The sequence below is a fragment of the Vibrio sp. 704 genome (genome assembly GCF_033339295.1).
This window is the reverse complement of the sequence record NZ_JAWOUH010000001.1, coordinates 641,187-661,079: the sequence shown is the minus strand read 5'-3', so window position 1 is coordinate 661,079 and position 19,893 is coordinate 641,187. Positions and strand designations below refer to the sequence as shown.

General features: G+C 42.0%; 18 protein-coding genes and 3 pseudogenes. 15 read left to right on the top strand and 6 right to left on the bottom strand.

The features are described 5' to 3' along the window. Positions 1 to 550 precede the first annotated feature (550 nt). From R7R24_RS02755 to R7R24_RS02735, 5 genes and pseudogenes are all read left to right on the top strand, one after another. Positions 551 to 2,506: a hypothetical protein gene (locus R7R24_RS02755; RefSeq protein WP_224721241.1), complete on the top strand. Its 1,956-nt coding sequence runs from the start codon at positions 551 to 553 to the stop codon at positions 2,504 to 2,506. Then, positions 2,500 to 2,889: a hypothetical protein gene (locus R7R24_RS02750; RefSeq protein WP_318119414.1), complete on the top strand. Its 390-nt coding sequence runs from the start codon at positions 2,500 to 2,502 to the stop codon at positions 2,887 to 2,889. Before R7R24_RS02755 ends, R7R24_RS02750 begins: the two co-directional genes overlap by 7 nt. 252 nt (positions 2,890 to 3,141) lie before the next feature. Beyond that, positions 3,142 to 3,271, top strand: a pseudogene (locus R7R24_RS02745) (IS5/IS1182 family transposase); the annotation flags it as partial. 80 nt (positions 3,272 to 3,351) lie between these two features. After that, positions 3,352 to 3,492, top strand: a complete 141-nt coding sequence (locus tag R7R24_RS02740) for a hypothetical protein (RefSeq protein WP_005376200.1) — start codon at positions 3,352 to 3,354, stop codon at positions 3,490 to 3,492. A gap of 168 nt (positions 3,493 to 3,660) precedes the next feature. Then, positions 3,661 to 4,428: pseudogene (locus tag R7R24_RS02735) on the top strand (IS5 family transposase). Between the two features lie 179 nt (positions 4,429 to 4,607). On the opposite strand, the gene R7R24_RS02730 reads toward R7R24_RS02735, so the two are convergent. Further along, complete coding sequence (locus tag R7R24_RS02730; RefSeq protein ID WP_005376202.1) at positions 4,608 to 6,311, bottom strand: FAD-dependent oxidoreductase; 1,704 nt, start codon at positions 6,309 to 6,311, stop codon at positions 4,608 to 4,610. An 84-nt stretch (positions 6,312 to 6,395) separates the two neighbouring features. Further along, positions 6,396 to 6,563, bottom strand: a pseudogene (locus tag R7R24_RS02725) (pyridine nucleotide-disulfide oxidoreductase); the annotation flags it as partial. Positions 6,564 to 6,714: 151 nt separating this feature from the next. Between R7R24_RS02725 and R7R24_RS02720 the strand changes: the two are divergent. From R7R24_RS02720 to R7R24_RS02710, 3 genes are read left to right on the top strand one after another with little or no spacing between them, the layout of a single operon-like run. After that, complete coding sequence (locus R7R24_RS02720) at positions 6,715 to 7,005, top strand: ArsR/SmtB family transcription factor (RefSeq protein WP_005376206.1); 291 nt, start codon at positions 6,715 to 6,717, stop codon at positions 7,003 to 7,005. 5 nt (positions 7,006 to 7,010) lie between these two features. Further along, on the top strand, positions 7,011 to 7,424 hold the full coding sequence (locus R7R24_RS02715) for a YeeE/YedE family protein (protein WP_347402311.1): 414 nt from the start codon (positions 7,011 to 7,013) through the stop codon (positions 7,422 to 7,424). Between the two features lie 14 nt (positions 7,425 to 7,438). After that, positions 7,439 to 7,879 (top strand): YeeE/YedE family protein, encoded by a 441-nt coding sequence (locus R7R24_RS02710; protein ID WP_017820171.1) that lies wholly within the window; start codon positions 7,439 to 7,441, stop codon positions 7,877 to 7,879. A 36-nt stretch (positions 7,880 to 7,915) separates the two neighbouring features. On the opposite strand, the gene R7R24_RS02705 is transcribed toward R7R24_RS02710, so the two are convergent. Continuing rightward, complete coding sequence (locus tag R7R24_RS02705; RefSeq protein WP_191115808.1) at positions 7,916 to 8,779, bottom strand: endonuclease/exonuclease/phosphatase family protein; 864 nt, start codon at positions 8,777 to 8,779, stop codon at positions 7,916 to 7,918. A gap of 309 nt (positions 8,780 to 9,088) precedes the next feature. Between R7R24_RS02705 and nrdD the strand changes: the two genes are divergently transcribed. Both nrdD and nrdG read left to right on the top strand, forming a co-directional pair. Then, positions 9,089 to 11,209, top strand: coding sequence for an anaerobic ribonucleoside-triphosphate reductase (nrdD, locus tag R7R24_RS02700; RefSeq protein ID WP_191115807.1), 2,121 nt, complete (start codon positions 9,089 to 9,091; stop codon positions 11,207 to 11,209). An 83-nt stretch (positions 11,210 to 11,292) separates the two neighbouring features. Beyond that, positions 11,293 to 11,763: an anaerobic ribonucleoside-triphosphate reductase-activating protein gene (gene nrdG / locus R7R24_RS02695; RefSeq protein WP_191115806.1), complete on the top strand. Its 471-nt coding sequence runs from the start codon at positions 11,293 to 11,295 to the stop codon at positions 11,761 to 11,763. An 84-nt stretch (positions 11,764 to 11,847) separates the two neighbouring features. Here the strand turns inward: nrdG and R7R24_RS02690 are convergent, their stop codons facing one another. Continuing rightward, on the bottom strand, positions 11,848 to 13,233 hold the full coding sequence (locus R7R24_RS02690; RefSeq protein WP_005388027.1) for an MATE family efflux transporter: 1,386 nt from the start codon (positions 13,231 to 13,233) through the stop codon (positions 11,848 to 11,850). 120 nt (positions 13,234 to 13,353) lie between these two features. Here R7R24_RS02690 and R7R24_RS02685 point away from each other — a divergent pair, with 120 nt between their 5' ends. The 3 genes from R7R24_RS02685 to R7R24_RS02675 all read left to right on the top strand — a co-directional run bounded on the left by R7R24_RS02685 (position 13,354) and on the right by R7R24_RS02675 (position 16,249). Then, entirely contained in the window at positions 13,354 to 14,211 is an 858-nt protein-coding gene (locus R7R24_RS02685; RefSeq protein ID WP_064376844.1) for an AraC family transcriptional regulator, read from the top strand. A gap of 155 nt (positions 14,212 to 14,366) precedes the next feature. Further along, the gene (locus tag R7R24_RS02680; protein ID WP_191115805.1) at positions 14,367 to 15,554 is read left to right on the top strand and encodes an amino acid aminotransferase; all 1,188 of its coding nucleotides are present in this window, start codon (positions 14,367 to 14,369) and stop codon (positions 15,552 to 15,554) included. Between the two features lie 11 nt (positions 15,555 to 15,565). Beyond that, positions 15,566 to 16,249, top strand: a complete 684-nt coding sequence (locus R7R24_RS02675; RefSeq protein ID WP_005388032.1) for an ATP-dependent zinc protease — start codon at positions 15,566 to 15,568, stop codon at positions 16,247 to 16,249. Positions 16,250 to 16,378: 129 nt separating this feature from the next. Here R7R24_RS02675 and R7R24_RS02670 read toward each other — a convergent pair whose 3' ends face one another. Both R7R24_RS02670 and R7R24_RS02665 read right to left on the bottom strand, forming a co-directional pair. Then, positions 16,379 to 16,915: a hypothetical protein gene (locus R7R24_RS02670; protein WP_017634623.1), complete on the bottom strand. Its 537-nt coding sequence runs from the start codon at positions 16,913 to 16,915 to the stop codon at positions 16,379 to 16,381. Positions 16,916 to 17,069: 154 nt separating this feature from the next. Next, positions 17,070 to 17,444: a YgiW/YdeI family stress tolerance OB fold protein gene (locus R7R24_RS02665; RefSeq protein WP_005376220.1), complete on the bottom strand. Its 375-nt coding sequence runs from the start codon at positions 17,442 to 17,444 to the stop codon at positions 17,070 to 17,072. A gap of 155 nt (positions 17,445 to 17,599) precedes the next feature. Between R7R24_RS02665 and R7R24_RS02660 the strand changes: the two genes are divergently transcribed. Next, the gene (locus tag R7R24_RS02660) at positions 17,600 to 19,051 is read left to right on the top strand and encodes a cobyric acid synthase (RefSeq protein WP_017820165.1); all 1,452 of its coding nucleotides are present in this window, start codon (positions 17,600 to 17,602) and stop codon (positions 19,049 to 19,051) included. Positions 19,052 to 19,120: 69 nt separating this feature from the next. Then, a complete protein-coding gene (modA, locus tag R7R24_RS02655) occupies positions 19,121 to 19,876 on the top strand; it encodes a molybdate ABC transporter substrate-binding protein (RefSeq protein ID WP_154204404.1) in 756 nt (251 codons plus the stop codon). Positions 19,877 to 19,893 lie beyond the last annotated feature (17 nt).

The following is a 19,893-nucleotide window of genomic DNA, read 5'->3' as shown; positions in this document are numbered from 1 at the left end:
ATGCACTTATCGTCAAATTTATATATTCACGTAAAAAGTGCATAGCGTAAAGGAAGCGGGAGAAATGAGGAAACACAGTTGGGCACGGACACGACACAGGGCTTACCTATCGTTTCTCGCAGCGCAGCTGCGTCAGTCAGCAAAGCGAAGCTGTGCAATACCAAATGGTGGGATGACGTAAGCTATGCACTTATCGTCAAATTTATATATTCACGTAAAAAGTGCATAGCGTAAAGGAAGCGGGAGAAATGAGGAAACACAATTGGGCACGGATACGACACAGTGCCTACCTATCGTTTCTCGCAGCGTAGCTGCGCCAATAAACATGGAGTTGCTGTACAACTATAAGGTTAAGGGGGCACAAGTCGTCATTCATTAGAGACTTGTTACTATGACAATCAGTGCGGGAATTCATGTAATATGTTAGATTTACAAAGCATTTTTATTTTAATAGGACAGTTGGGTGAAGGTACGGAACAGTGTCATTCACGATAAGGTATCTCGCTTTGATTGATAGTAAATACATCAATTTTCATATGATTATAATTTAATGGCAAACAGTAAAGAGTATTTCTCATTACATGGAAATAAAAAATGTAATAAGTGCATCATTGTATTATCAGATATGCTTCCAGAATGGGCTATGTACGATAATCGAAGAGTCATACATATTAAACATGTTAATGATATACAAAGAGTTTTAGAATATCATAAACGAGGTCTTATAGTTAAAAATTGGTTGAAAGCGATTTATATCTCTGATGAAAAATTCTCGTTTTCAATGTTTAATGATTTTTTTATTTATAAAGGATTAAATATATCCAATATAAAAAGCATGCTCTTTCATGATCTTGATGGAAACGTAATATTTGAGTTTTTAAGTAACCCACTTATTGAAGACATAACTTTTAATTACTATTTATCTGTATATAAATTTTTGATAAGGCATAATGCATCGAACTTTTGCACATCAATGGCTATGTTGAAAGCTAGAAAATCTGTAAAAGATCAATTTAGTCAAGAAGATATAGATAGTGCAATTGCATTTTCATTAGATCTAGATTTAACCTCAGTTGTAGAGATTAAAAGAAAGTCAGCCGAAAATTTTGTTCATCATATAGTTGATGAGTCATTGGTTTTTTCAAAAGAAGTGACTGATCCTGGTTCTTTTATTTATTTTGAAGGTGCAATTAATGGCAATAGTGATTTGAATATCCGATATTTAAAACGTTTGCGAGGTATGGGGCGAGGGGATTTGTGGAAGTTCATACCTGATATTACTCTATTAAAATCAGGTACAGGTAGTGGTAAAACTGATTTGGCTCTAGACGTTGTTATTCATGCTCATCGCATAGGAAAAAAAACATCGATAATTTCAAATTTGAAGTCGGTAATTCAGTCTTATGAGCATAGGCTACAAGAAAAAGTCAGTCAGTTAATGGTAGAATTAGAGCCTTGCCATATTATAACATCAGAAGCAGTTCTCTATGAAATTGAAGAAAGTAAACATATTGCTACGACATTAAAATCATTAAGTAAACCGCATATTATAGATTCTGTGATATCATCAGATATAATTATTATTGATGAGGTGGAAAAAGTTTTTGAGGCATTATATTCAAAAAGTAATAGCTATATAGACGACCGTGAAAAATCTATAGTTAGAGAATTACTTCAATATTCATTAAATGACCCTAATACGAAACTGTTGTTAATGGACGCGGATATTACTAACAAAATAACAAAAAATGTCATCAAGAGCTTGTTAAATTTTGAAAGGAACGTATTGCTCGCGAACGCATATAATTCTTGTCTAGAACATGATTTTGGGTCTATAGAGGTATCTCTTTTAAATGGAAGCCATGAAAAACAAACTATCATTGATAAAATCCAAAATGTGAATGAGAACTGTTTTGTATTCTCATCTTCAAAAGATAAAGTTGATGTTATCTTGAAAGAATCGGGATTTATTAGTGATGATGGCAATGTAGATTATATAAGTGCCTTGGATAACCAAATACTTGTAATTGTTGCAAGCAAATTCTTGAAAGAACACCATGAAGAGGCTGTCGAAGAATTTATCCGTAGCCCAAATACGGAAATATTTAAGTATCATACTGTTATATGCAGTCCAGTTTTAAAAGAAGGCTTCAGTATTGAATCGAATTACACGGATACCGTTTATTGTTTGTGTGATAAAGTTTTGACACCCAAAGAAATAATACAATCTTCCAGACGATTACGGAAAGCAAAGAAGATCCGATTTGGCATTTTTGGTCTATCTACACCGATCACGTTAGACCATAATAAATATAATAATTCTCCTGAGGATTGGATAGAGTCCAGTATCGAATTTAGAAAAAAAGTGCTGATTGATAATTTTTATGATGCTCTTAAATTAACCTTAGCTAAGTTGAAGTTCAATATTGTTGAAGATTCATTTGATAATTTACCAAGTGGTATTTATGGTAAGAAAAAAATCCGCACTTTGATAAAGATGTGTTAGAAATTATCATGACAGGGAGAACTATTAGTCAGCTATCCTCAGCAATTGAGAAAACTAAACTCGAAGCAGCTTTACTCCTTCGAAGTATACTTAAGGTTGATTTAGTTCAAGACTTTATTGTTATCTCTAGCAGAGAAGAGTATAAAGGTAAAAATTTTCATGGTTCATTTATAGGTATAGATAAGGAACTATATAACCATAGAAGCATCATCAATCATATTCTTCCAAATAAACTCAAAATTACTGAACGTAAAGATGAAAATATAGGACAAGCTAAAATTACAAGGAAAATTAAAAATATATTCCAATCGCTTGGTTTTAATTCTAAGAGAATTGACTCTGGAAAGTCTTACAAATTTACCTATATGGAAGAGGATAAATAGTAATTTTTAAAATGTTTATCTTATAGACATACAAGGGATAATTAGGATTTTGATTTTCACTAACACTAAAAAATTAACGTCGAAAGTGCTTTTCCGATTAACTGAATCCTTTTCAACTGAAATAGTATCTTAGCTAATCAATCGCGCTTTTTTAACTACTTGTCAGCAAAAGGGGCGTTGCTTAAATCAGTTAAAAAAATTCCCAACCTTGCGATCAGCTCCTTTGTTATGGTTAGAACGCTCGGTGTTGATGTGGGTAAAGTGAAAAAGAAAATAACTAACTGGGGAAAGTAGAATAAGACGGTGTAAACGTGGTTCAGTTACGTACTATATAGATGACTCAGCCATAGATGCATGGCAATGTAAAAATGGTAAGTGTGGTTATTACTAAAGCATATATACGGGGGCTTATATGAAGCATAAAGCTAAAAGGAGTAACAGTACTCAAATGACAGTGATATTGTGCTAACAGAGTTTCTTGACTTGCTTGAGCACGATATTTCGAACTACCAAGATAAGATAGTTGAAGGAACAGCGACCTATAAAAACGAACTTGAAGAGATCATCGGTGACTATCAAGTTGAGCTGGACGGTAAGTATTAAGAAGAATCTTTATTTGCACCTGCACAGCATAAAGCTGTGCTATCTAAGCGGAATATTCCGTAGAAAAGAGGTATTGCTGTCGTGGCTAGCTCAGTACTGTTCAAGACTTAGGACCTATCTCAATAGGTGTTGTTTGAGTTAAATCAACACCTATTGAAAACACTGCAAATGAGTTCAACACAATACCTAATCTCCGATGCCCTCTGGGAAAAAATAGAGCCGCGACTTCCCGTCCACAAGACTAACAATCCTCTAGGTACGCATCGAAGACGAGTCGATAACCGCGATGCGATGAACGGCATTTTTTGTTCTCAGAACTGCTTGTCAGTGGAATGCATTTGTCCCTCTAGCTCTGCGCATCGCCGCTTTCAAGAGTGGCGAGATGCGGGAGTATTTGAGCGATTTTGGCAAAACGGTCTGGTTTACGGTGGAGTTGATTGGCGTTCTCTATCAGTGGATGGGGCTGTCCCCCTTAGCTGGCTCAAAAAACAGGAAAGAACCCAACACACAGAGCGAAACAAGGAGTAAAACGTAGTTTGTTGACGGATGCGAATGGATTGCCACTTACCGTAGTCAGCGATGGTGCCAACGTTCACGATATCAAATTGGTACTTCAAACTTTAGAAGCATTAGAGTGTTATTGACCACCTTTACAAATGCCACTGTATCTAGACAAAGGTTATACAGGCCAGTGGTTACATGTGAACTGGTTACTTTGAACTACATCCCTCATGTTCAATCCGAGTATAAGAGGCTGCGAGGTTAAAACAATCTGATGATTTTAAGGCTCATCGTTGGATTGTGGAGCGAACCCATAGCTGGTTAAACCGCTATCGTAGATTACTTGTTCGTTGGGAGAAGAAAATAGAAAACTACGATGCCATGCTGCATTTTGCTTGTGGCCTCATTGTTTGGAATAAATCCCTTTATGGATAGGTTCTTAGTAACCTGGTCATCTGTTTTTTCTGAAGAAAATTGAAGGTGGAGAGGTGTACCCAAATCTTACAATTAGTTGACAAAATTGCTAGTGCCGATTTTACAGCACAGTGGACAGACTATTAAGGTATACAACAGCCAGCGATCAAAGTGCTGGCTGTCAATTTTGTTAATAGTAATTACATTTTTGAATGAAGATAGGTTCGATAACCGCCTATTAGATTACGAGCTTTGTAACCATTGTTAACTAACTGACGATAGGCAACGTTACCACGTAACCCAACTTGACAGTAAATCACAATCTCTTTGTCTTTTGGTAGCTCGTTCATACGATGACGTAATTGGTCAACAGGAATGTTGATTGCACCTTCAAGATATCCTACCGACTCAAGTTCACCTGGATTACGTACATCAAGAAGGACCTGGTTTTCAGACAATTTATCGATTTCATCATAATGAATCGCAGTCGCGTCACCTTTGATGATGTTGTTTGCGACAAACGCAGCTTGGTTGATCACATCTTTTGCACTTCCGTAAGGAGGCGCGTAAGTCAACTCCAGATGTTGCAGTTGTTCGACCGTCATGCCAGCTCGTTGTGCAACAGCCATTATGTCAATTCGCTTATCAATGCCATCTTTACCAACCGCTTGTGCGCCTAAGATCTTACCAGCCTTTGGATCGAACAACATCTTGAATGAAACGACTTCAGCGCCAGGATAGTAGCTTGCATGGCTTGCGGTGTGGACATAGACTTTTTCGTATTCCATACCTGCTCGTTTTAGCTGTTTTTCATTTTTACCCGTTGAAGCCACAGCAAGGTCAAAGATCTTACAAATTGCCGTACCTTGTGTACCTTGATAAGTCTCGCTACGACCTAGCATGTTGTCGGCTGCCATACGACCTTGACGGTTGGCTGGACCCGCTAAAGGAACAAGTGTCTGCTCGCCAGTGACAAAATCTTTTTCTTCAACTGCATCACCAACAGCGTAAATTGAAGGATCGCTGGTTTGCATGTATTCATTAGTGTAGATACCACCAAGCGTCCCAATTTCTAATCCCGCTTCTTTTGCTAATTTAGTTTCTGGACGAACACCAATAGCCATAACCAGGATGTCGGTGGTTAGTTTTTCACCGTTATTAAGCGTAAGAACCAATTCACCTTCTAAGTGTTGATGTTTCTCACTCTCACCAGCATCCACGCTAGCCACATGTTCATTTGGAATAAATTGTACAGACTCAAGAGCAACGCCCAATTTAAGGTCGATCCCTTTTTCACGGATTTCTGCGTGAGCAAAACCTGCCATTTCACGGTCAACAGGTGTCATGACTTGCTCTGCCATTTCAAGCAAAGTGGTTTTAATACCCAGTTGGTGGAAGGCTTCCATTACTTCTAAACCAATGAAACCGCCGCCTACAACCGTGGCGTGCTCTGGCTTGTTCATCTGGATCGTTTTAATGATGCGATCCATATCAGGGATATTACGAAGTGAATGAGTCAACGGGTTATCCAGACCAGGGATTGGTGGAACGATAGGGCCTGCACCTGGGCTAAGTAATAGGAAGTCGTATGTCTCTTCGTATTCTGAGCCATCAAGAAGATTTTTTACTGTCACTGTTTTGTCTTGACGGTTTATCGATACCACTTCATTCATTACACGAACATCAACGTTGAAGCGTGCTAAAAAGCTTTCTGGTGTTTGTAGCAATAATTTACTGCGATCTTTGATGTCGCCACCGATGTGATAGGGAAGGCCACAGTTAGCAAAAGACACGAAATTACCTCGTTCGAACATAATAATTTCTGCATCTTCACTTAAACGACGAGCGCGGGCTGCTGCTGATGCACCGCCAGCCACACCACCGACAATGAGAATTTTGGTCATATAGACACTCCAACTTAGCGAGTAAAAAACAAACAATAATACACTCGAAAACAAGTAAATTTTTGTTTGTTTTTAAGATTATATTAAGAGCAGTGCTAAACTATTTTTAATGTCGTCTATCATATAGTTGACTAATGACACAAATGGGCCGCGTTCAAACATAATGATTTCTGCGTCTTCACTAAGACGACGAGCGCGAGCTGCTGCAGATGCACCGCCAGCAACCCCACCAATAATCACGATTTTGCTCATGGATTTCTCCTGCTGAATGATCGAAAACGCCTACACCTTACTTAAATAAATTAGCTGAGTCTAATGTTATTTAATCTACATTAGCATTGACTTAATAATATTAATTAGTAATATCTAATAAAATGTAATGTAGTAATGAAGAGGCATAAGAATGGGCGACAGTATGCTACAAAGTGCGACCGAAGCGAGTGAGCTGCTTAAAATTATGGCTCATCCAGAGCGCCTAATCGTGATGTGTAAGCTGATTGAAGGCGAGAAAGGGGTCGGTGAACTGTTTGAAGGTTCATCATTAAGCCAATCTGCTTTTTCACAACATCTCACCGTATTGAGAAAGCACGACATTATTAAAGCTAGAAAAGTTTCTCAGCAGGTATTTTATTCAATTTCTGATGAAAGAGTTGGTCCGCTGGTTGAGGCATTTAAGCAAGTTTTCTGTAAGTAATTAGTTTGGCGGTTGCTATGTTTGAAGTTCCTTGGATGTCGCTTTTGGGCGGCGTCATGGTTGGCGCAACAGCGGTGATATTGATGCTTTTCACTGGTAAGACGGCGGGAATTAGCGGGATCTTAAATGGCGCGATTGAGAATACAGATCGCGCTTGGCGCATTGTTTTTTTAATTGCGATGGTATTAGGTGGCGTGTTTGCTGTTTATGTTCTTGGCGGGCATGTACCAGATCAGTACAGCGGTTCTCTTATTTTAGTTATCGTTGCTGGCTTGTTAGTCGGTGTTGGTACGCGTATCGGCAATGGTTGTACTAGTGGCCATGGCATTTGTGGAATAGGGCGTTTCTCAATCCGTTCTGTGGTCGCGACGTGTACTTTTATGGCCACAGCCATGTTAACCGTCTTGCTAGTATCGTGAGGAATAGTGCCGTTATGAAAACTCATGTAATGAAAAGTATTAAGCAAATGTCCGTTGTTGCATTTTCTGGTGTGCTCTTTGGTATTGGTATGGTGGTCTCTGGTATGGCAGATCCGGCAAAAGTGATCGGCTTTCTTGATATTACCGGTTCATGGGACCCAAGCTTAGCCTTCGTTATGGGCGGAGCACTTGTTGTGTTCGTTCCTGCTTATCTTTTATTAATAAAGCCAAGAAGCGAATCTGTGTTTGGTGATGAGGTTGTCTGTCCGACTTCTAAAACGATAGACAAAAAGTTAGTCGGTGGTGCAGCACTGTTTGGTATTGGTTGGGGCTTACTGGGTGTGTGTCCTGGTCCTGCGGTTGCCAGCCTTTTTACTGGCAACACACAAGTTCTGCTCTTTATAGCGGCAATGTTGGTTGGGTCATTCACCGCTAAAAGAGTGGTTCGTCAATAAAGAAAGTACTTCAACGTTAAAAAGAGTACTTAAACGCTAAAAAGTGAGTGTCGTAGAAACCGGACAATGGTCACTCAGTTTATAGTCGAGTACATCTTGTGTTTTGAAAACGGTTTGAACACCAGACGACGCCTTTAAATCACCACTCGCAATGATGTGGTCTATCACAGAGCGGAATTGGTGGGTTTTATTCGGATTACGATTAGAGCGCACTTTACATTCCGCTTTAGTGTCTTTAGTCACTAGCTTTGCACTAGTATTGTCCGATATCACGTCCCACAACCAATCTCCTTGATAACCCAAGTTGTGGTTAAAGTCGCCAAGCACGACATAATGTTGTTTGTTGTCCTCGCGCGCCTTTATCCACTTAACTAGTGCCTGTCCTTGTTGTTTCACTATCTTACAATCGCGGTTATTACGATACGCGCCACTGCAACCCGCTTTCAGATGTACAGAGAGTAGGTGAGTCTCGTTTTCTTGGTTTGGATTTAAAACAAGGTAGCTCGCGAAGCGCAGCTTGCTGTTGCCTCGTGTGATAGAGAAGTCTGGCTTGTCTAATACGCTTACGACATTGCGCACGGCAAAGCCTGTGTATTGGTTGGTGTCGTTAAACTGAAGGTGTCGGTTGGAGGCGTTTGAACGATCGGAAAGATAAATAGTGAAGTCATTGCCAACGGCTTTTTGGATGGCAGCAGCACTTTCGACTTCTTGAAAAGCAAGAATGTCGGCTTGTGTTTTATCCACATAGTGGGTCAGTTTTTCAAAATCTTGTGGTGTTCTCGACACTTTTCCACCATCTATAGATAACCATTCTATGTTCCAACTGGTTAGATTGATGGAGTTTTGAGCAAATGAAAGAGAACTAAAAAGTAATATTAACGTAACAAAAAGTGATCGCATTTTGGCCTGTTGCACTCCTATCTTTTAGCGTATTCCTTTCCATCCTTTATCCTACAAGACCTCCAAAAATAGCAAGTAGATTTAGTACCAATTTTGCAATTTTCATGGTTTTCTTCGCAACTGAGATCAACGCCAATAAGATCGATTTCTTCTTGTTCGCTAGCCAATCTTTATTGATCAAAATCAATGTTTTCGAGTGGTGCTTCTCGTTAAATACGCCACAATATATTGTGTTGCCAGAATAAAAAATAAGCCCATATAGTGTGTTTGTGGATAACTCTGTGAGTATGCTCGGGTAAGGAGAACAAAGTGAAACCAATCGTAATCAAACGCGACGGATCAAGAGCTCCGTTCAACAGGGATCGTATCCAAGCAGCAGTTGAAGCAGCAGCGGAAAACAAAGATAAGGATGTCGCTATTTATGCTCTTAATGTGGCTCTTGCTGTCGAGTTACAGTTAAGAGAACACGATGAAGTTCACATCCATGAGATTCAAGACTTAGTCGAAAATGAACTCATGCAAGGTCCTTACAAAGCCCTAGCGCGTTCTTACATTGAATATCGCCACGATCGCGACATCGCTCGTGAGAAGCAAAGTGCACTAACTCGCGAAATCGAAGGTTTGATTGAAGAAAGTAATCTGGATCTAATCAACGAGAACGCGAACAAAGACGGCAAAGTAATTCCGACTCAACGTGACTTGTTGGCTGGTATCGTAGCGAAACACTACGCGAAGACGCACATTCTTCCTCGCGATGTGGTTCAAGCGCATGAAGAGGGTGACATTCACTACCACGATTTAGACTACGCACCGTTCTTCCCAATGTTTAACTGTATGCTTATCGATCTTAAAGGCATGCTGACGCATGGTTTTAAAATGGGTAACGCTGAGATTGATACGCCAAAATCAATTTCGACTGCAACAGCGGTAACAGCGCAAATCATTGCTCAAGTCGCGAGCCACATTTACGGCGGTACAACCATCAACCGTATTGATGAGGTTCTAGAACCGTACGTAATCACAAGCTACGAGAAACACCTAGAGATCGCAAAAGAGTGGAACATTGCTGAGCCAGAAGAGTTCGCAAAAGCGCGCACTGAGAAAGAGTGTTACGACGCATTCCAATCTCTAGAATACGAAGTAAACACGCTGCACACAGCGAACGGTCAAACCCCATTCGTTACGTTCGGTTTTGGTCTTGGTACAAGCTGGGCATCCCGCCTTATTCAGAAATCGATTCTGAAGAACCGTATTGCAGGTCTAGGCAAGAACCGTAAAACAGCGGTATTCCCTAAACTTGTATTCGGCATCAAAGATGGTTTGAACCACAAATCAGAAGATCCAAACTACGACATCAAGCAACTTGCGCTTGAGTGTGCGTCTAAGCGTATGTACCCAGACATTCTTAACTACGACAAAGTAGTGGAAGTAACCGGTTCATTCAAAACGCCAATGGGTTGCCGTAGCTTCCTTGGTACTTACGAAGAAAACGGTGAGCTGATTCACGAAGGTCGTAACAACCTTGGCGTCGTGAGCTTGAACCTTCCTCGTATCGCTATCCGTGCAAACGGAAGCGAAGAGAAATTCTACGAGCTTCTAAATGACCGCCTACGTCTTGCTCGTAAAGCACTAGAGACACGTATCTCTCGCCTTGAAAACGTGAAAGCACGTGTGGCCCCAATCCTATACATGGAGGGCGCATGTGGTGTTCGCTTGAAAGCAGACGACTCAATCGCAGATATCTTCAAGAACGGTCGTGCGTCTATTTCCCTTGGTTACATCGGTGTACACGAGACAATTAACGCGCTATTCGGTACAGAAGCGCACGTTTATGATGACGCTGTTTTGCGTGAGAAAGCAATAGGGATCATCAAGCACCTGAAAGATACAGTAAACGGTTGGGCGGAAGATACTGGTTACGGTTTCAGCCTATACGCAACGCCAAGTGAAAACCTATGTAGCCGTTTCTGCCGAATCGATGCGAAAGAGTTCGGTGTAATTGAAGGCGTAACAGACAAAGGTTACTACACCAACAGCTTCCACCTAGATGTTGAGAAGAAGGTGAACCCGTACGACAAGATCGACTTTGAGATGCCTTACCCAGAAATCTCAAGTGGCGGCTTTATCTGTTACGGCGAGTTCCCGAACATGCAACGCAACGTTGAAGCACTAGAAAACGTATGGGACTACAGTTACACCCGAGTGCCTTACTACGGAACTAACACGCCAATTGATGAGTGTTACGAGTGTGGCTACAACGGCGAGTTTGACTGTACAAGCAAAGGCTTCACTTGCCCAAGCTGTGGTAACCATGACTCAACTAAAGTATCAGTAACACGTCGAGTTTGTGGCTATCTAGGCAGCCCAGATGCACGCCCGTTTAACTTCGGTAAGCAAGAAGAAGTGAAGCGCCGAGTTAAACACCTGTAAGGTTTACTACCACTCGTTTTACACTTTGAAAATCAACTTTAAACAGGTTGATTTTCTCTTTCTCGATAACACAGAGACGCATTATGAATTACCACCAATACTATCCAATTGACGTTGTTAACGGACCGGGTACGCGCTGCACGCTGTTTGTGTCGGGTTGTGTGCATCAGTGCCGTGGCTGTTATAACCAGTCGACGCAACGTTTGGATTCTGGTGTACTTTTCACGCAAGAAGCGGAAGACAAAATCATCGCTGACTTAAACGAGACGCGTATCAAACGCCGTGGCTTGTCGTTGTCGGGTGGAGATCCGCTTCACCCTGCTAATGTGCCTCATATTTTGAAGATAGTGAAAAGGGTGAGAGAGGAGTGCCCAGGTAAAGACATTTGGGTTTGGACTGGCTACACGCTGACGGAACTGAATGACGCGCAAAGGGAAGTGGTGCAATACATCGATGTTTTGATTGATGGTAAGTTTGAACAAGACAAGAAAGACCTCAATCTCGAATGGCGTGGCAGTTCAAACCAAATCATTCATCGCTTTACGGACATCTAATCAAGCATTCTCCGCACATAAAAAGAGCTCACGCGTGCAGAACGGGTGAGCCCTTTTGGTGTGAGTTCGTTAATGTCTTTTTGGTTACGCTGTCACCGATTGGTCATCTTCAACCATATTATTTATCCAACGTTTAGATTGAATACGGTAAGTCGTCAGTACGCCTTTCACTAACTCTTCCGCGAGCAGAGACATCAAGACAAAATGCAAAGGCAGCCCTAACACCATGCCTGTGTAATAAGTAAGGGGGATGCCAATAGCCCACTGACCGAACGTGTCGATGAAAATGCTATAGCGAATATCAGCGCCACTCTTTAGTACGCCGCCAATCCCAACCATGTTAAACACCCTCAAAATCATACCTAGCGCCATGACTAAACATACGTTAAGTGCCATGTCTGCATCGGTTAACGGGCTCAGTACCAATAGGTGATGAATCATGGGCGAGCTCAACCACACTAGGAAAAACAGCAAGGTGGCTAAGATTGCGCTGGTTAACACATACCACCACGCCGTTTTCTCGACTCGGTCATAATGTTTTGCACCAATATCATTCCCAAGAAGAACGGATGCAGCGACCGCAAATCCCATAAAGGTTGAAATCAGTACCCCTTCAATCGGTGATAAGAATGAGATGATCGCCAGTTCTGAAACGCCCAATTGACCATAGATGATGCTGTAAACGATCAATCCACCAGTCCAAAGTGCATCGTGGACCAACATGGGTAAAGAAACCTTAAAGTACTTTTTTCGATACTGTTTTAAGCGGCCTTGTACCCAATCGAACTTAGTCGGAATTAGGTAAGCATATCGTTTGTAGAAAAAATAAATCAAGACGGCGGTTTGGAAAAATCGAGAAACAAAACTACCTACGGCTGCACCAAATACGCCCCATTGAGGGAAACCAAATAAACCAAAAATCAAAACATAATTAAGCGCGACGTTAACGACAATGGCGGAGATACTAACGTTGGTTGCCAGTTTGGTTTGGCCCACGGAGCGCAATACCGCTTCAATCGGTACTACTATCGCCGTAGCAATGAGGCTAAAGCCCGTAACCACAAGATAATCACGTGCATAAGTGACGTATTCAGGATCGTCTGACATAAAAGAGACGATCTCTTCATCAAAAATCGCATAAAGAACGATAAACGGCAGCGTCACCAAAATGGAAATAAACCAAGATTGCGCCAACGTTCTGCGAATTCCGGCTAGGTTTCCTGAGCCGTAGTATTGAGAAGCAAGTACGGTAACTGCACCGCACAGGCCAAAGACAACCGCTAGGTTGAAGAAAAAGATACGATTTCCAACTCCAACTGCTGCCGTTGCAGATTCTCCGAGTAGGCTTACCATGAAAATATCCACGACGCCGAGCAAAGCAAAAAGCATGGACTGAAGTGAAACAGGTAGGCCAATCGTAATCAGCTTTTGCCAAAATGCTTTATCGATGTATTCGCGTGTTAAGAGCATCGCATTTCTCCTTAAAGATTAATGCGAGTAGTTTATCCTCATGATTTGGCGCTGTATTTTTCAAAGGAATCCAAAACCTTTGTAAAACTCTCTACTAACGCACATGTGAGCCAATAAATCATGGAAGATAAACAAGAACGCTACGCGATTTCAGAAAAAACTTATCAAGAGTTTATTGATCACAGTCGAGTATTAGCACTTGAGGAGAGAGGCATTGTGCAGTGCGGCATTGCCACTTGTCGTGACTTCTTCACTGTTTATCGTAAAAACCAAAAGAAACACATGCTGCTCTATACGGTGCGTGGTAAAGGGTGGCTAGAGAGTGGGACTTATCGATACGATTTGGAACCGGGCTCGTTGATTACAGTACCCGCAGGTGTTGAAAACGGTTTTGGTATAGAAGAAGAACCTTGGCAGATCGCGTGGCTTTTTCTTGCTCCTGATAGAGAGTGGCCGATATTAGAATGCGATGTTCGCTACCAGCTTTCATCTACACCTGAAGTGATGTATGCATGTATCCAAACGTTACTACGCAGCATTAACCTTCCAATCGATTATGGTGGTGCGGTAGGTGAGCATAGTGTGGCTCAGTTAGAGCTGATGTTAAACATGCCGCCCTCAGAGTCGATATCACGCAGCCAATTGAGGCTTCGGCGTGTATTTGACCTTGTCCAACGTCAGCTCCATAAGGATTGGAGCGTTGAGCAGGTGGCGGCTCTATATCCATGTTCGGAGCCTCATTTGCATCGACTGACTCAAAAGCAGTTTGGTCGAAGCCCAATGGCACATTTAACGCGTATGCGCATGGAATATGCTGCTAGGTTACTTCGTTCAACAGAATGGCCAATTCAGCATATTGGAGAAATAGTCGGATATCCGACCAGCGCTAACTTTAGTACACGTTTTAAAGCGTGGTCGACCATGACACCAAGAGAGTTTAGAAAAAACGGTAGAGTGGATTGGTACAACGAGGAGTGAATCGTTCTTTTTCTGAACGATAGAGCGCACAAAACTCACCGCAATCCAGAATTTTGTTCTCTAATTGATGAAATAAGTGAAAAATCATTTCGTCATTTTTTGCGATGGTGTTAACGTGAGGTTCGGTACTTGAATTTCAAAGGGTTATGACTTTCATGTTTTCTAATCTACCAACTCCCGTATTAGATCCCATTTTGTCTCTTTCCGTCGCATACCGCGGCGATGAACGTCCAAACAAGGTTGACCTTGGTATTGGCGTATACAAAAACAGCGCTGGTGAAACGCCAATCATGAAAGCCATTCAAATGGCTCAAGAAGTGGTTGTCGAAAACCAGAAGACCAAGTCTTACGTTGGCCTTGCTGGCTGTGAAGAATTCAACCAAAGCATGATCGATTTGCTTCTGACTGGCACGTCAGCAACAGATCGCGTGGCTGCGATTCAAACGCCTGGTGCGAGTGGTGCGTTGCGTATGCTGGGTGACCTAATGAAGGTTGCACAACCAGATACAACGGTTTGGATTTCAAACCCAAGCTACGTAAACCACAAGCCAGTGATGGAAGCGGCTGGGCTTAAAGTAAAGTTCTACCATTACTTCTCTCCAGAAACCAAGCAAGTTGATACTGCAAAAATGCTAGAAGACCTTTCTAAAGCCGGTCCTTCTGACGTGGTTCTTCTGCATGGTTGCTGCCACAACCCAACGGGTGCAGACATCGACTTCTCAGCGTGGCAAGCCATTACCGAGCTTTCGCAAAAGAACGGATTTACTCCGTTTGTAGATATTGCTTACCAAGGTTTTGGTGACGGTCTAGAAGAAGATGCAAAAGGTCTTCGTTTTATGGCTGACAACGTTGAAGAAATGCTGATCACGACTTCATGTTCGAAGAACTTTGGTCTGTACCGTGAGCGTACTGGTGCAGCGATTGTAATCGGTAAAAATGCAAAAGATGTGGCGAATGCGAAAGGCAAACTGCTTACGTTAGCGCGTTCAACATACACTATGCCGCCAGATCACGGTGCAGCATTAGTGAAAACCATTCTTCAAGATGCAAATCTTACTTCCGTTTGGAAACAAGAATTGAACGAAATGCAGCAACGCTTGCTGAACCTTCGTCAAACTTTGTGTAACGAATTGAGAAACAACCATAATACAGATCAATTTGATTTCATTGAGAGCCACAAAGGCATGTTTACTGTGCTAGGCTTTAGTGGAAACCAAATGGCGCAACTGCGTGAAGATTATGGCATTTATGGTGTTGGCGATGGTCGAATTAACATTGCCGGACTTACCGAAACTCATATTCCATACGTAGCGGACGCAATTAAGAAAGTATCTCAAGCTTAATTGGAGTGTGGATGAAAAACTGGAAACTGATTCTGCCGCTTATGATGAGCGGCAGTTTAATTGCTTGTACGTCAACTCAAACGACGCAGGAACCTGTTGAGCCAGAGTCGCCAAAGGTCGAAGAGCCCGTTAAAGTCGAGCCAGAAGTGAAACCTGATGTAGATCCAAAGCCAGAGGTGGAGCCCAAACCAGAAGCGAAACCTGAGAAAAAGCCGGAACCAAAGCCTAAGAAGCCAGTCAAGGTCACAAAAACACCCGATGGCATGTTAATTCTTGGTTCTGAAGAATGGGTTTATGTTCCTGAAATTGACCAGACTTTCAAGGCTAGAGTCGATACAGGTGCGACAACATCATCAATTAGTGCGACTGACATTGTTCCGTTTGAGCGTGATGGTAAAGACTGGGTTAAATTTAAGATAGATTTAGGTGACAAAGACACCAAAGAATTTAAAGTACCCGTTGAGCGCTGGGCTAAAGTTAAGCAGTCTTCGTCAGAAGAGGTGGATAAACGAGCGGTGGTAAAAGCCTACATTACCGTTGGGGATCACAAAGAAAAGACAGAGTTTACGTTAGCGGATCGCGGACATATGACGTTTCCAATTTTGCTTGGTCGAAGCTTTTTTAGAGATATCGCCGTTGTAGATGTATCGAAAAAATATGTGCAAGATAAACCTAAAAAAACCGCTAAAAACTGATGTATTACAGCTAGTTTCTGCTACAAGCTAATAATTCGTGATTAACAAAAAATGGCCTCCAAAATTGGAGGCCATTTTTATTGAATCATATGCTTGCTTGTGATGCCCTGGTAGTCATAGTCATGTCCACTAAAATGCAAAACGAGCAGACATTACAATTTGCTGGCCATAGACACCATTATTTTTGAAATCTGCACCAAGCGATAGTTGCTGAGTTGAGTGGAATCGTGCGCCCAGATTGTAAATGGTGTTCGAATCGTCATTATCTATGATTTGGCCGATACGGCCATGTAGCTCAACATTTTGCATAAACCAAATACGAGTGCCAATATTCACTTCCGTGCGCCACTCGTCGCCCACTTTATCACTGCCGTTCTCTTTAATGTTGTGTACCAACATTTGGCCATAAATATCTGCAAATTGGCCTGCTGGCCCATTAAAGCCTATACCACCAGCAATGTCCCAGTCTCCGCTGAATTCACTGTCTGCGCGAGCAATGAAATGGGTATTCTCTGTAAAGTAGGTATTGAACTCGCCACCAAATGTACCAGGGCTAGTGCCCATGCGAAATTCCATCGTGTTGTAGTTGAAATTATTTGCGTGTGCGGAAAGTGGCAAAATAGCACACAAACCAAAGGCTGCAACCTTTAGAGCTTTACCTAGCATGGTGTCTCCGGGCAAGATGATTAAAATGAACAAAAAAATGGTCTGCAAAAAGCAGACCAAGATTGATAAAGCTATCATTTTAAGTGCTTGCCGTCACTATTTAGCTGTAATCGTCACTACATCATGTTGATATGCACAACAATCGGGGTTTGTTTTACATGACCACGAGTTGTTCGACTTCAATCTCTGGTTTGTTCCCGCCTTCAAATTCGCCAAACAGACGGACTTTAGTCGTGTGATCAATCGGAGTATTTAGCTGAATATCGTCATCGAGTTCGACCATCACTTCACCGGAACCATCGCTAAAGACAAACTTATCCGCGCGAACTTGACGCAATAAGTTACCTTCAACGACCACATCTTTTTCAGTAAACATATTGGAGTCGTTTAGCAAGGCATCCAATTTTTCCACAGTGACAGGACCGTTAAACTGCAAGTTTGATTGGTTTTGAGCGTTATCTTTCGCGAACGCGATAGAAGGAGCAATAGCTAAGGCGGCGATTGTTGCGATAATTGTATTCTTTTTCATGTTACATCCTCATCGGTTTGTTTTGATGGGGTCATTAAAACAGGGCTTGTTTGAACCAATGATGATTTCAACATTCATATTCTATTCATTTGCTTGAGTAAGTGGGGACGATGACGTTATGATTGTTCATCTTCCTCTATTCCTTACAAACATTCATGAAATCAGCGATCCCATCTTTAATGGTTCAAGGCACCACTTCGGATGCCGGAAAAAGTGTCCTTGTGGCAGGTTTATGCCGTGTATTAGCACGAAAAGGGATAAATGTTGCCCCATTTAAGCCACAAAACATGGCACTAAATAGTGCGGTAACCAAAGATGGCGGTGAAATAGGTCGAGCACAGGCCGTTCAGGCACAGGCGTGTAATATTGAGCCAACTGTACATATGAATCCGGTTTTAATTAAACCTAACAGTGATACAGGTGCTCAGATCATTTTGCAGGGTAAGGCGATTTCCAATATGGATGCGGCTGGCTTTCATGATTACAAGAAAGTGGCGATGGATACGGTGTTAGATTCCTTCTCTCGTCTGACTCAAGAATTTGATTCGATCATTATCGAGGGCGCGGGGAGTCCTGCTGAAATCAATTTACGAGAAGGCGATATTGCAAACATGGGTTTTGCTGAGGCCGCTGATGTACCAGTGATCATTGTTGCTGATATTGATCGTGGTGGAGTGTTTGCACATTTGTACGGAACACTTGCGCTACTTTCTGAATCTGAACAAGCGCGAGTAAAAGGATTTGTTATCAACCGTTTTCGAGGTGATATTCGTTTATTGCAATCGGGCCTCGATTGGCTAGAAGAAAAAACAGGTAAACCTGTACTTGGTGTACTTCCTTTTCTCCATGGTTTGAATTTAGAAGCAGAAGACGCGATCACTGCGCAGCAAGAGTTGCACTCTGAGGTAAAACTGAATGTTGTTGTGCCTGTTTTAACCCGGATTAGTAATCATACTGATTTTGATGTGCTGCGATTGAATCCAGACATCAATCTACGTTATGTAGGTAAAGGCGAAAAAATAGATAAAGCCGACCTGGTTATTTTGCCTGGGACCAAATCAGTGAGAGACGATCTGGATTATCTAAGAAGCCAGGGGTGGGATAAAGATATCTTGCGTCATATTCGTCTTGGTGGAAAAGTGATTGGTATCTGTGGCGGCTACCAGATGCTTGGAAACTTGATTGATGATCCAAACGGCGTCGAAGGCCAACCAGGTCAAAGAGAAGGACTTGGCTTGCTTGATATCACTACGACACTAACTAACAGCAAACAGCTTACAAACACACAAGCACAGCTTTCTCTTAACGGCAAAACAGCCAATGTAAAGGGTTATGAAATCCACGTAGGGCGAAGTGAAGTACGGGGCCTGCAACCTCTTACATTCAGTTCCGGTGAAGCGGAGGGGGCGATCAGCGAGTGTGGCCAAATCATGGGAACCTACCTTCACGGGTTCTTTGACGAGGCAGATGTCTTAAGCCTGGTATCAGAATGGGTAAACGGCACCCAAATCAAACAACAAGACTTTGAAGAGTTAAAGGAGCAAGGCATTAATCGCATCGCAGATGCGATAGAACAACATGTGCGCCTTGATTTTTTGTTTAAATAGCCCATTAACTGATTGAACTTTATATTTAAATAACCTGTTCTTTCGCTTGCCTTGTATTGGAGTATCTCTATGAAAGCATGGAAACAGTATGCTTGCCTTACGGTAGTATTAAGCATTTCATTTTCAGCAAACGCAGCAACGAACCTAAAAGTGTATGCAGCCTCTTCTATGACGAATGCGATTAACGAGATCGCGCAAAACTTTGAAGAAAAGTATGACGTTTCTATCACTCCCGTTTATGGTGGTTCTTCTTCTATCGCTCGACAAATTATCAATGGCGCACCAGCGGATGTATTCATTTCTGCGAACACGAAATGGATGGATTATTTGGTCGATAAAGACGTCATTTGTCGTGACAATGTCACAAATCTAGTGCGCAATAGCTTAGTGTTGATTGCTCCTCAGTCTTCAGAATTAACCTCATTTAACTTTTCTGATGCAAAGGCATGGGAGAAGGCATTGCATGGAAATCGTCTTGCTTTAGGTAATCCGACGTCAGTACCTGCTGGTATGTACGCGAAAGAGTCATTGACTACACTGGGTGTATGGAAAGCGGTTCAAACTCACGTCGCACCAGCAAAGAATGTGCGCTTAGCTTTGGCGTTGGTTGAACGTGGAGAAGCGCCTTTAGGTGTGGTCTACAAAACCGATGCTCAGTTAACTGATAAAGTCAAAATTCTCGGCGAATTTGCAAGTGATACGCATGCGGCTATTGTTTACCCGGCTGCAATTGTGAATGATTCTACTGAGTCAGAGCAGTTCTTCCAGTACCTAAAATCGGACGAAGCCGCACGCGTTTTTGCTCAATATGGCTTTCAGCAATAAACCGGCCTTCAATTATA